The organism is Parapedobacter soli (genome assembly GCF_025460835.1).
In the GTDB taxonomy this organism is placed as follows: domain Bacteria; phylum Bacteroidota; class Bacteroidia; order Sphingobacteriales; family Sphingobacteriaceae; genus Parapedobacter; species Parapedobacter soli.
In genome coordinates this window covers 45,558-56,912 of the sequence record NZ_JAMXAY010000034.1, presented here as the reverse complement: position 1 = coordinate 56,912, position 11,355 = coordinate 45,558, and the positions used below count along the sequence as shown (strand labels likewise).

The following is an 11,355-nucleotide window of genomic DNA, read 5'->3' as shown; positions in this document are numbered from 1 at the left end:
CCGCTAATATACTAAAAATATTAGGTGCGTTTGCGGAGAATCAGTAAAATTAATAACAAGTGAGTAGAAACAATATGCTGTTGAGTTAATTTTTTGAGGCTCGGCACCTACTCTCATCTTAAACTTAATGAAAAAAAAATTTGTTTAGCCACTGAAAATACTCAAATTAGGCATTGATAAATATTTTATTTACGGATTAACCTTATTGTTTATGGGATTTATGAAAGAATTCAAGGAATTTGCCATGCGCGGAAGCGTGGTAGACCTTGCTGTCGGTGTGGTCATTGGCGGGGCCTTTGGCAAAATCGTCACCTCGCTAGTCAATGACGTCATCATGCCTCCTATCGGCTTCCTCACAGGGGGGATAGACTTCTCGGAGATGAAATATGTCATCAAACCGGGAGATGAGGCCAATGAGATCGCCGAAACGGCTATCAATTATGGTAACTTCATCAACGTAATCATCGAATTCCTAATTATCGCGTTCTGTATTTTCCTTGTTATCAAAGGTCTCAATTCCCTCAAACGGAAGGAGGAGGAACCGCCGGCAGCTCCACCCGAACCTTCGAAAGAGGAAGTGCTCCTCACGGAGATCAGGGATCTCTTGAAGGCGAAGCAATAGCAAAAATAAAAAAGGGGGTGTCTATGCCCCCTTTACAGTGTCTTCTAAAATGTTTTAGGTGTTTCCGGATTCGTGAGGATGATGAAATCGCCAAGGTGGGTGAAAGAGGCCCAGTCCGGCCGGTTGAAATTCTCATCGGGAAAACACGAAATATTGGCGATAGAAGTACGTCTTGGCACATAGTTGCGGAGCTGTGCTACCGTGCCCAGCCGTTCATCACTGTGGAACCGGCCGTTGAGGTGCAGGACTTTCCGTACATTCTTCCTTTTAATGAACCTCCCGATGCGGTAAGCCATGGTGGCGTCCCAGAGGTTCTGGCTTTGGTATATCTTCATGTTGCCCATGCCCTCGTGGCCGCCCATCAGCCCGGCGAACTTCTCATAATACCTGCCAGTCAAGGTATCTATAGGTAATGGGGCAAGTAATCGCTTGGCTGATTTGTCCAGTTGGTCCAGGCTTTCGAGCCCGGCACGCGTCACCCGGTTGGTGTATCGGCTCGGTGCGTTGGCGGCCAGCACAGATAGCCCATTTTCCTTGGCATATTCCACCATTGGGCGGTAATCCTTATAGTTGTTCCACAATACTGCATCCTTGTTGAGGTTACGTTCTGTGATGATACCGGCAAGGTATTCATCCAACACCAGCTGGTCGTCGCTTACGAACATTTCCATGGAGAGGGCTACGCCGTCGTATAACTTATCCATAGCTTTTAAAAGCCCGTGTTGCAAAACGTGAGCAATCGAGTCGTTATGCTCTTCACCGAAGAATACGATGTCTACACCGTCAAGAGAGGCCGCCAATTCATCTAATGTAATCTCTGCTTTTTTCTGCGTATCGTATATCACATAGAGCGAACGATCATTCTGGGCATGTAATGCGGCTTGCTGAATGAATAACGTGGCACAGAGCGCTGCAATTTTCATTATTCTCATCCTGCAAACTTAGATAAATTCTCGGTGTCTTAATTGCCGGTGGAAATATTTTTATAACGGAAATTTACTTAAGTTTAGGGCGTAAACGAAATAAGAAATGAAGTGCATCCAAACTATCTGTTTGTTTTTATTGGTGGCAATCTGTGCCCACGCATACGGCCAGGCTGCTACCCGGGGTGAATCAACCGTTCGGCTGAAAGTCCTATCGTACAATTTGCGTTTCGGAGAACTGGCGTCATTGGAAGAGTTAGCCGCTTTTATTTCGGCGGAAAGCCCCGATATCGTGGCCTTGCAGGAAGTTGATTGCCGCACGTATCGCGACCGGACACCACAACAACACGGCAAAGATTTTGCTACGGAGCTGGCTTTCCGTACGGGCATGATTCCGGCTTATGGAAAAACGATACCCCATGCAGGCGGATATTATGGAATCGCCATCTTGTCGAAATACCCTTTGGCGAAAGTAGAACGTATCTACCTGCCGAAAACCGAAAACGGGAAAGAGCAGCGGGCCGTATTGGTTGCCGATGTGGAATACCGGGAGGGTGAATATGTCACGTTTGCCAGTACACACCTAGACTATACCAATGCCGAAGAGCGGCAAGTGCAGGTGGCGAAGCTGAATGACGTGTTATTGAAGAGCGCTTATCCGGTTATCGTGGCCGGCGATTTCAACGCGAAGCCCGATGCCAAGGAAATCAGGGAAGGCATGGCTTCCTGGAAAACCGTATCCGATCTGGAGCCAACCGCGCCGGCCGATAACCCCCGTAATACCATCGATTATATTTTCTGTTATCCGAAAGATAGGTGGCACGTTGTAACATCGACCACCATGCGTGTGGAGCTTTCCGACCATTTGCCCGTCAAAGCCGTGATCGATTTAAAATAATTAGCCACATATATTTGATATTTATACGATTTACCCGTACATTTGCGCTCTCATTTTGGGGTTATAACAAAAAAAGATATCAAGCGTCATGAAGAGAACATTTCAGCCGTCACGACGGAAAAGAAGGAATAAGCACGGGTTTAGGGAGCGCATGAGTACCGCCAATGGCCGCCGTGTATTGGCCGCTAGACGGGCGAAAGGGCGGAAGCGCCTTTCGGTATCCGACGAAGGCCGCCATAAAGCCTAAATTTCAACGTTGCCGGTGACCGCTCGTGCCCGGGGCCCTCTGCCGGATTCGGGAGTATGTCATCGATAATGAAAAGGAATACATTCTCAAAAGAAGAACGGTTATGTAGTAAAAGGTTGATTGACGGCCTTTTCCGTGATGGTTCTTCTTTTTTTATTTATCCCTACCGGGTAGTGTTCATGCGCATGGAGGGCGTGCCTACGGCACAAGTGCTGCTCTCCGTATCCAAACGTCGTTTCTCCCGCGCTGTGGATCGCAACTTGCTGAAACGCCGTATGCGCGAGGCCTATCGGCTTCAGAAAAACGAGCTGTTATATCCGGTTATTGAAGGCAAGCCATACGGTTTGGTTGTTGCTATCCAATATGTTGCCGACAAACTACTGGATTTCCCATTGATGTACCAAAAGATGGCTGCCGTTTTGAAGCGGATGCATGATGAAGCGTTATGAAGGTACTGCATGACATCTGGGTTCGCATTATCGGTGGCACGATAAAAAACCTGTTTATCCTGTTGATACGTGCGTATCAGCTGCTACTTTCGCCTATGCTCGGCGCGTCGTGCCGTTACACACCCACATGCTCGCAATATGCTGTGGAGGCCATACGTAAACATGGACCGTTCAAAGGCGGCTGGCTCGCCGTCAAGCGGATTGCACGCTGCCATCCGTGGGGTGGGCATGGCCACGACCCTGTGCCATGAAAATTGCTGCTAAATATAGCCATCGATGAAAATCGCTAACTTTGCCTTCAATGATGTCCACCCAATACATTTTACAGATTGAAACCGCAACCCAGGTATGTTCCGTAGCCCTATCGGGCAATGGGGAAACGGTAGCTGCCATCGATATCGACGAGCCGAATGTACATGCCTCGCGGCTGACCCTTCTGGTGGAAGAAATCCTTCAGAAAACAGGACTTACGATTAATGACCTGTCTGCTGTTGCAGTAAGTATGGGCCCCGGGTCGTACACTGGGCTACGCATCGGTGTTTCCACCGCCAAAGGCTTATGTTATGCTGCCGATTTACCACTCCTTGGCGTAGGGACATTGGATGGAATGGCCGCAGGTTTCGTCAGTGTAAACGATAGTCCCATCGATGGAGATACGGCGCTATGCCCGATGGTGGACGCCCGCCGCATGGAAGTGTATACCGCGACGTTCGGCAGCGATGCGCAGCCGATAACACCCCCGCAGGCCTCCATCATCGACGCGCACTCATTCGATGGGATTGATCTAAACCGGCGGATCGTTTTATTTGGGAACGGCGCAGATAAATTCGGTGAGCTTTTTGCCAATCATCAGCAAGTTGAGGTGGTAGCAGGCTTTAAGAATTCGGCTAAGCACATGAGCCTATTGGCGTACAAGGCATTTGGGACAGGCCAGTTTGCCGACGTGGCTTATTTCGAACCGTATTACCTGAAAGATTTCGTGGCGACTACGCCGAAAAAACGACGATAACGTTTTTTGCTCGTGCCGCACGTCGGGAGGCCGCAGGCAGTGTGACGGGTTATATACCATAAAAAAAGCCGCCCAAGGGCAGCTTCTTACCTAAATGATATGTTTTTCACTACTTTTTCTCCTTGGCATACTCCGCATTCAGCGCGGTCAGTACGGCATCGGTAATCTCGAGGCTCTCGTCGGCGTATAGCACACCGGGGCTGGCAGCAGAATAGGTGAGGACAAACTTGTAGCCATTTTCCTTTGCATGCTTCTTTAGGTAATCGGTGATCCGGGCATAGAGTTTTTCATTTTCAGAAGCTTCTTCCTGCGCGAAAGAGGTGCTGGCATTTTGGTTATGGCGGGCGAGCTCATCTTGTTTACGTGCAAGGCGCTCTTCCGTACTCTGCCGGTCGGACGCGCTCATCGTTGCTGCCTTTTGTTGGTAGTCTGCCACCTCCCGCTGGAAAGCGGTGCCGCGCGATTGGAGGTCGGCCTGTGCTTTTTTAGCCTTTTCCTCCAGCTTGGTGCGCACATCCTTGAAATATTCATATTTCTCGAGCAGCGTATCCACGTTTACGTATACAATTGTTTCCGTATTTGCCTGTGTAGAATCACCTGTGGTTGAAACCGAGGCCGGACTTGTTCCCTGCTGGTTGCACGACATCCCCGTTACCACTAACATCCCTATACCAACTTTTGCAATCCATGCGAATGCTTTGTTCATAGTTTTCTAGTTTTCTTTTCAAATCAAAGCGCAAACCTAATATAAAAATCCGATATTTCAGTACTGGTGACCTCCTAATGTGGTACTTTTTTCGTATCTTTGGGCAACGAATTCAAAAACGATAATGAGCGAAGAAAACAAGAAAAATTCAACGTATTCTGCAGATAATATTCAGGTATTAGAAGGTTTGGAGGCCGTTCGCAAACGGCCTTCCATGTATATCGGCGACACCGGTGTCAAGGGGCTCCACCATTTGGTCTATGAGGTGGTGGATAACTCCATCGACGAAGCGGTGGCAGGATACTGCGACGATATCCAGGTTATTATCCATAAAAATAATTCGATCACGGTAATCGATAACGGCCGGGGTATCCCCACCGGTATCAACAAGAAAGAAAATAAATCGGCGCTTGAACTGGTCATGACCGTGCTGCATGCCGGTGGTAAATTTGATAAAGATACGTATAAAGTATCGGGTGGTCTCCACGGTGTGGGTGTTTCCTGCGTGAACGCACTTTCTACGGTGTTGACAGCTGAAATCCACCGGGAAGGGAAAATTTTCGTTCAGGAATACCATCAGGGAAAGCCCCAGTATGAAGTAAAAGCAATTGGCGATAGCGACCGCACGGGTACCAAGATCACGTTCCAACCGGACCCTGAAATTTTCACCACGGTCACTACCTACAACTACGATACACTTGCCAGCCGCCTTAGAGAGTTAGCATTCCTGAACAAAGGGATAAAGCTCACGCTGGTCGACGAACGCGAAGAGCAGGAAGACGGCTCATTACGCCAAGAAGTATTTTTTTCAGAAGGTGGCTTACGAGAATTCGTGCGGTTCCTCGATGGCACACGCCAGCCGTTGATCCCCGAGCCAATCTACGTAGAAGGTGTTAAACAGGGCATCCCGGTCGAACTCGCCTTGCAATATAATGAGACATACACAGAGAATGTGCACTCCTATGTCAACAATATCAACACCATTGAAGGGGGGACTCATGTAGCCGGTTTCCGCCGTGGCCTCACCCGTACATTGAAGGCATATGCCGACAAATCGGGGCTGCTCAAAAACATGAAGGTGGAAATCACGGGCGACGACTTTCGGGAAGGGCTCACAGCCGTCATCTCCGTGAAGGTGGCGGAACCTCAGTTTGAAGGGCAAACCAAAACCAAGCTGGGTAATAGTGAAGTGATGGGTGCAGTGGATATGGCCGTTGGGGAAATCTTGAATAACTACCTGGAGGAAAATCCGAAAGAAGCCAAAATCATCGTTCAAAAGGTTGTCCTAGCCGCCCAGGCACGGGCAGCGGCCCGCAAGGCCCGGGATCTGGTGCAGCGGAAAAGCGTGATGGGCGGAAGCGGGTTGCCCGGGAAATTGGCCGACTGTTCCAATAACGATCCGTCCAAGTGCGAACTGTACCTGGTGGAAGGGGACTCTGCCGGTGGCACAGCCAAGCAAGGGCGCGACCGGGAGTTCCAAGCCATATTGCCGCTGCGGGGTAAAATACTCAACGTAGAAAAAGCCATGGAGCATAAAATCTACGAAAACGAGGAAATCAAGAACATGTTCACCGCCCTGGGTGTGACCGTAGGGACCGAAGAAGATGCCAAAGCGCTGAATCTCGACAAGCTACGCTACCACCGGGTCATTATCATGACCGATGCCGACGTCGATGGATCGCACATTACTACGTTGATCCTTACGTTCTATTTCCGGTATATGAAAGAGCTTATCGAAAACGGATATGTCTATATCGCCACGCCGCCGCTCTACTTCGTGAAAAAAGGCAAGGAGCAGGAATATGCATGGAACGAAGACCAGCGCGATGCAGCCATACAGCGCCTCAAGGGATCAGGTAGGGAAGACAGCGTGCATGTACAACGATACAAAGGTCTTGGTGAAATGAACGCTGAACAACTATGGGAAACCACCATGAACCCCGAAACGCGGACATTGCGCCAGGTGACAATCGAGAATGCAGCCGAATGTGATCGGATATTCTCCATGCTGATGGGCGACGAAGTCGCACCACGCCGGGAGTTCATCGAACGTAACGCCAAGTACGCGAAGATCGATACGTAGGGTTAAAAACCTACTGCTACCTTGCTGTATAAGTACTTTTTCTTGTACTCCAAGGGTGTCATGTCGGTTACTTTCTTGAAGTGCCGGTAGAAGTTGGAAACGTTGTTGAAGCCGCACTCGAAGCAGATAACTTCCGTGGGAAGTATATCTTCGACGAGCAGCCGGCATGCGTGGCTGATACGTATTTCAATCAGGAAATCGTAGAACGTTTTCTTGGTCATCAGTTTGAAATACCGGCAGAACGACGTAACACTCAGGTTGGCAATGTTCGCTATTTCTTCCAAACTGATGTCTTTTTTATAATTGCTCAGCGTATAGGTACAGACCTTATTGATACGCACAGCATCCATTTCGTTTGATTTATAAAACGCGTGTGCCGAGGCAATCGATATGTATTCGTCGGTTTCAGCCATTGTTTTGAGGATTGAGAGCAGTACAATCAATCGTTCCATATCGGTGGCTTGCGTAGCTTTATACATCAGTTCGATCAGCCGCGAGCGGCTTCTTCCGGTAAACTTCATTCCTTTCCGCGCATTCTCGAAAAGTTTTGGCATCAAGTACATCTCAGGTAGATTAATGAAATCCCTGCCCATGCAGTCGGGAAGAAATTGGATGACAATGGCTTCTACCTTCCGCGTAGGATGGCTTTGATAGTACTCTTCGTTGCACTGCCACATGTGCGGTAAGTTGCTGCCCAATAACACGACCTCCCCAGCTGAAAAGTTGCCGATATTATCACCGATAAAGCGGACGCCCTTGCCCCGGATAACATGATGGAGTTCTAGTTCGGGGTGGTAATGCCAAAGTGATCCGAAGTTGGGCTGCACATCATGGCGCGCACTGAACGACGCCTGGATTTGGGTGGGTACCTTGTGGAAGAGTGGTTTCATAATTCATAATCGTTGTTTCTCCCTCCGTTTCCGAACGAAAAATGGTTTCTAATCTGCCGGTGTAACGGGAAGCCAAGTGCCCGGTTTTACATCATGAGTACTAAGGTATGCAATCGGAATCCGATATGCAAGGGAATGCTAAAATCGTACAATAAGTAGGCAATAACCACCAACAATGCCAAAGGCAATACCCCCACCTTTGTTGCGTCCCTTTTTTATAATCTTATATATGAATAATCATCCACATCAAGAAATTTGGCTGGTTGCGAGCGGCGACTTGCGACTCGCCGCTAATCAACTTTGTTGGCAAGCGCAGGAAGCGATGGAAACGAAACTAATTGCTGCCATCGAAAAATTGGGTAGGACCGTGAGGCGGGCACACGCCTACGATCCGGTAAAGCAGCATGGGTTTATCGACTCCCAACGCATGGGTATTGAGGTATTCAAAGGTATACCTGCCAATGCACCGCTGATTGTTGCGGAGAGTGTATGGCAGTACACCCATCACGTATTGGCCGGGCTGACCACCCATCGTGGACCTATCCTTACGGTAGCCAATTGGAGCGGCCAGTGGCCCGGCCTGGTGGGCATGCTCAACCTCAACGGGTCGCTTACCAAGGCGGGGGTTGCTTACAGTACCCTGTGGAGTGCGGATTTCACCGACGATTTTTTCAGCAGTGGCCTCAACGAATGGTTGCAAAAAGGCACTGTAAAACATGACGTCAGGCATGTGACCCCCTTCGCACTGGCTAAAATCCCTACGGCCGATGAAGATGCCGGCCGATCGTTTGCACGTCGGCTCCGCGATGCGAAGGCAATCATGGGGGTTTTTGACGAAGGTTGCATGGGCATGTACAACGCCATCGTGCCGGACGAGTTACTCCATGCAACGGGCATATTTAAGGAGCGGCTTAGCCAGTCGGCATTGTATGCCCGTATGCGCTCGGTGGAAGATGATGATGCGGAGGCCGTACTGGCATGGCTGTTGGAACGGGGGATGGCCTTTAAGTGGGGCGACGATGAACACACCGAGCTCACCCGTAGGCAAACGCTTGAACAGTGCAAAATGTATATCGCGGCGGTGCGTATCGCGGCCGAATTCGGCTGCGATACCATCGGCATCCAATACCAACAGGGATTGAAGGACCTTACCGTGGCCAGCGACCTAGTGGAAGGTTTGCTCAATAACACGGAACGGCCACCGGTCTATTCCGAAACCGGACAAGAACTATTTGCCGGAACGGCCATTCCACATTTCAATGAGGTGGATGAGTGTGCCGGTATCGATGCATTGGTTACCTACCGGCTTTGGAACGAACTGGGTATGGGCGGTGAAAATACACTGCACGATATCCGGTGGGGCGAACATTACACAGGTGAGGGCATCGATGATTTTGTATGGGTGTTCCTCATCTCCGGTGCGGTGCCCGCAGCCCATTTCGATGGTGGTTATGCTTCGGCAAGCAGCTGGCGGCAGTCGCCCATGTACTTCAGGCTGGGCGGTGGCACCCTGCGCGGGGTAAGCAAGCCCGGCCCTATCGTTTGGAGCCGCATTTACGTTCGGAATGGCCGGCTGCAAGCCGATTTGGGCGTGGGCAAAGCCGTAAGTCTGCCCGAAGCAGAAACACAGCGCCGCTGGCAATCCACTTCGCCCGAATGGCCCATCATGCACGCGGTGCTGGATGGGGTAGGGCGCGACCAGTTGATGGCCCGCCACCAAGCCAACCACATCCACGTGGTGTATGCGGATGATGAGTCATTGGCGCACCGGGCCTGCCGTATCAAGGCAGCGGCATTGGATGAGCTGGGTATAACCGTACATTTCTGTGGCGACGTAAATATTTCAGGCGAATGAGCAAAGCAGGTGAGAACTACGTGATAGGGCTGGATTTCGGAACAGACTCCGTACGTGCCCTATTATTGGATGCGGAGACCGGTTCGGAAATCAATGATGCCATAACGCACTACCGTCGATGGGGCGAAGGATTGTATTGCGACGATGGGCGTTCGCAGTTCCGCCAGCACCCCCTAGACCATATCGAAGCCATGGAAGCCTGCATCCGGGATGTCCTTTCGGGTCTTTCCGATGATACGGTGAACAGCATCCAGGGGCTATCAGTAGACACAACGGGCTCTACCCCGGTGGCTGTCGACCGCCAGGGTACACCCCTTGCCTTGCTTCCCGAATTTGCCGATAACCCCAATGCCATGTTTGTGCTGTGGAAAGACCACACCGCCATTGCCGAAGCCGAAGAAATCAATCAGCTGGCTCGTCGTTGGGAAGTGGACTATACGAAGTATTCCGGCGGTAGTTATTCATCCGAGTGGTTTTGGGCAAAGTTGCTTCATATTATCCGCACCGACCATGCTGTAGCGGCAGGGGCCTATTCCTGGATGGAACATTGCGATTGGATACCCGCATTGCTCTGTGGCTGTGATGACGTCCACGCTAACAAGCGCAGCCGTTGTGCTGCAGGCCATAAAGCCATGTGGCACGACGAATTCGGTGGACTCCCGTCGCAGGATTTCCTGACCGCCCTCGACCCGCGGTTGGAAGGTATCCGGGATCGGTTGTTCCACCAAACGTATACATCAGATGTAGCCGCGGGCATCATCGCGCCCGAGTGGGCCGACCGTACCGGACTGCCCAGGCATACGAAAATAGGGGTAGGTGCGCTGGATGCACACATGGGGGCCGTGGGCGCTGTGATCAGTCCCTATAGCTTGGTGAAGGTTATCGGTACATCCACCTGCGATATGTTGATCGCACCAAACGACCAATATGGTAGCCAATTGGTCAACGGGATATGCGGTCAGGTCGACGGATCTATCATCCCGGGAATGTTGGGTATGGAAGCCGGGCAGTCGGCTTTCGGCGACCTGTATCAATGGTTTGCCCGGTTGTTATCCTATCCGATTACTGACTTGTTGGATGGTAGCTTCAACCAACTTGAACAACATACCCTGACCAACCGTATACTGGCGGGATTGAGCCGGGAAGCAGCGGAACTTCCGGTAGCCGTTACAGACGAGGTGGCACTGGACTGGGTGAATGGCAGGCGTACGCCTGATGTCGACCCTACACTCAGCGGCTGGCTCACCGGTATCCGACTTGGTACCGACGCGCCACGGCTGTTCAAAGCGTTGGTAGAGGCGACGGCCTTTGGCTCCAAAGCCATCGTGGACCGCTTTGAAGCGGAAGGTGTTCCTGTGAAGGAAATCATCGCTACCGGTGGTATCAGCAAAAAATCTCCCTATGTGATGCAAGTATTGGCAGATGTGCTCGAACGGCCGATAAAGACGGTGAAAACTGAACAGGCCTGTGCGTTGGGGTCGGCCATGTATGCCGCGGTGGTGGCAGGTATCTACACCGATATCGCCGAAGCGCAGGTAGCGATGTCGCCCGGGTTTGAGCAAGAATACCTCCCGAGGCCAGACCGCGTTGCGGTGTACCGCCAACTGTATCATCGTTACCAGCAGCTGGCAGATGCCCAGGCGGGCGCAAATATCCTATAAATAGGCGCAAAC

The 11,355-nt window shown here is 50.8% G+C and carries 12 protein-coding genes; 9 read left to right on the top strand and 3 right to left on the bottom strand.

What is annotated here, in order from left to right:
* Nucleotides 1-211: 211 nt before the first annotated feature.
* Nucleotides 212-622: a large-conductance mechanosensitive channel protein MscL gene (gene mscL / locus NGM62_RS14560; protein ID WP_262248984.1), complete on the top strand. Its 411-nt coding sequence runs from the start codon at nt 212-214 to the stop codon at nt 620-622.
* 44 nt (nt 623-666) lie between these two features.
* On the opposite strand, the gene NGM62_RS14555 is transcribed toward mscL, so the two are convergent.
* Nucleotides 667-1,554, bottom strand: a complete 888-nt coding sequence (locus tag NGM62_RS14555) for a ChaN family lipoprotein (RefSeq protein ID WP_262248983.1) — start codon at nt 1,552-1,554, stop codon at nt 667-669.
* Between the two features lie 97 nt (nt 1,555-1,651).
* Between NGM62_RS14555 and NGM62_RS14550 the strand changes: the two genes are divergently transcribed.
* The 5 genes from NGM62_RS14550 to tsaB all read left to right on the top strand — a co-directional run bounded on the left by NGM62_RS14550 (nt 1,652) and on the right by tsaB (nt 4,148).
* The gene (locus tag NGM62_RS14550) at nt 1,652-2,443 is read left to right on the top strand and encodes an endonuclease/exonuclease/phosphatase family protein (RefSeq protein WP_262248982.1); all 792 of its coding nucleotides are present in this window, start codon (nt 1,652-1,654) and stop codon (nt 2,441-2,443) included.
* Between the two features lie 88 nt (nt 2,444-2,531).
* Nucleotides 2,532-2,690, top strand: a complete 159-nt coding sequence (rpmH, locus tag NGM62_RS14545) for a 50S ribosomal protein L34 (protein ID WP_262248981.1) — start codon at nt 2,532-2,534, stop codon at nt 2,688-2,690.
* A 68-nt stretch (nt 2,691-2,758) separates the two neighbouring features.
* Nucleotides 2,759-3,139 carry a ribonuclease P protein component gene (gene rnpA / locus NGM62_RS14540; RefSeq protein ID WP_262248980.1) on the top strand — a complete coding sequence of 127 codons (381 nt, stop codon included), beginning with the start codon at nt 2,759-2,761 and terminating at the stop codon, nt 3,137-3,139.
* On the top strand, nt 3,136-3,390 hold the full coding sequence (gene yidD, locus NGM62_RS14535; RefSeq protein WP_262248979.1) for a membrane protein insertion efficiency factor YidD: 255 nt from the start codon (nt 3,136-3,138) through the stop codon (nt 3,388-3,390). The genes rnpA and yidD overlap by 4 nt, the downstream gene beginning before the upstream one ends.
* Nucleotides 3,391-3,440: 50 nt before the next feature.
* Nucleotides 3,441-4,148: a tRNA (adenosine(37)-N6)-threonylcarbamoyltransferase complex dimerization subunit type 1 TsaB gene (gene tsaB, locus NGM62_RS14530; RefSeq protein WP_315975875.1), complete on the top strand. Its 708-nt coding sequence runs from the start codon at nt 3,441-3,443 to the stop codon at nt 4,146-4,148.
* A gap of 109 nt (nt 4,149-4,257) precedes the next feature.
* Here the strand turns inward: tsaB and NGM62_RS14525 are convergent, their stop codons facing one another.
* Nucleotides 4,258-4,854, bottom strand: a complete 597-nt coding sequence (locus tag NGM62_RS14525; RefSeq protein WP_262248978.1) for an OmpH family outer membrane protein — start codon at nt 4,852-4,854, stop codon at nt 4,258-4,260.
* 124 nt (nt 4,855-4,978) lie between these two features.
* Between NGM62_RS14525 and gyrB the strand changes: the two genes are divergently transcribed.
* Complete coding sequence (gyrB, locus tag NGM62_RS14520) at nt 4,979-6,937, top strand: DNA topoisomerase (ATP-hydrolyzing) subunit B (protein ID WP_262248977.1); 1,959 nt, start codon at nt 4,979-4,981, stop codon at nt 6,935-6,937.
* Nucleotides 6,938-6,939: 2 nt separating this feature from the next.
* Here the strand turns inward: gyrB and NGM62_RS14515 are convergent, their stop codons facing one another.
* Nucleotides 6,940-7,827 carry an AraC family transcriptional regulator gene (locus NGM62_RS14515; RefSeq protein ID WP_262248976.1) on the bottom strand — a complete coding sequence of 296 codons (888 nt, stop codon included), beginning with the start codon at nt 7,825-7,827 and terminating at the stop codon, nt 6,940-6,942.
* Between the two features lie 229 nt (nt 7,828-8,056).
* Between NGM62_RS14515 and NGM62_RS14510 the strand changes: the two genes are divergently transcribed.
* On the top strand, nt 8,057-9,682 hold the full coding sequence (locus NGM62_RS14510; RefSeq protein WP_262248975.1) for a fucose isomerase: 1,626 nt from the start codon (nt 8,057-8,059) through the stop codon (nt 9,680-9,682).
* The gene (locus tag NGM62_RS14505) at nt 9,679-11,343 is read left to right on the top strand and encodes a ribulokinase (RefSeq protein ID WP_262248974.1); all 1,665 of its coding nucleotides are present in this window, start codon (nt 9,679-9,681) and stop codon (nt 11,341-11,343) included. The genes NGM62_RS14510 and NGM62_RS14505 overlap by 4 nt, the downstream gene beginning before the upstream one ends.
* Nucleotides 11,344-11,355: the final 12 nt, after the last annotated feature.

What these genes read in the sequence shown, in the direction of transcription:
- NGM62_RS14505 (WP_262248974.1), top strand. Translation starts at nt 9,679, where the DNA reads ATGAGCAAAGCAGGTGAGAACTACGTGATAGGGCTGGATTTCGGAACA.
- gyrB (WP_262248977.1), top strand. Translation starts at nt 4,979, where the DNA reads ATGAGCGAAGAAAACAAGAAAAATTCAACGTATTCTGCAGATAATATT.
- NGM62_RS14555 (WP_262248983.1), bottom strand. Translation starts at nt 1,554, where the DNA reads ATGAGAATAATGAAAATTGCAGCGCTCTGTGCCACGTTATTCATTCAG.
- rpmH (WP_262248981.1), top strand. Translation starts at nt 2,532, where the DNA reads ATGAAGAGAACATTTCAGCCGTCACGACGGAAAAGAAGGAATAAGCAC.
- NGM62_RS14550 (WP_262248982.1), top strand. Translation starts at nt 1,652, where the DNA reads ATGAAGTGCATCCAAACTATCTGTTTGTTTTTATTGGTGGCAATCTGT.
- yidD (WP_262248979.1), top strand. Translation starts at nt 3,136, where the DNA reads ATGAAGGTACTGCATGACATCTGGGTTCGCATTATCGGTGGCACGATA.
- NGM62_RS14525 (WP_262248978.1), bottom strand. Translation starts at nt 4,854, where the DNA reads ATGAACAAAGCATTCGCATGGATTGCAAAAGTTGGTATAGGGATGTTA.
- rnpA (WP_262248980.1), top strand. Translation starts at nt 2,759, where the DNA reads ATGAAAAGGAATACATTCTCAAAAGAAGAACGGTTATGTAGTAAAAGG.
- NGM62_RS14510 (WP_262248975.1), top strand. Translation starts at nt 8,057, where the DNA reads ATGAATAATCATCCACATCAAGAAATTTGGCTGGTTGCGAGCGGCGAC.
- NGM62_RS14515 (WP_262248976.1), bottom strand. Translation starts at nt 7,827, where the DNA reads ATGAAACCACTCTTCCACAAGGTACCCACCCAAATCCAGGCGTCGTTC.
- mscL (WP_262248984.1), top strand. Translation starts at nt 212, where the DNA reads ATGGGATTTATGAAAGAATTCAAGGAATTTGCCATGCGCGGAAGCGTG.
- tsaB (WP_315975875.1), top strand. Translation starts at nt 3,441, where the DNA reads ATGATGTCCACCCAATACATTTTACAGATTGAAACCGCAACCCAGGTA.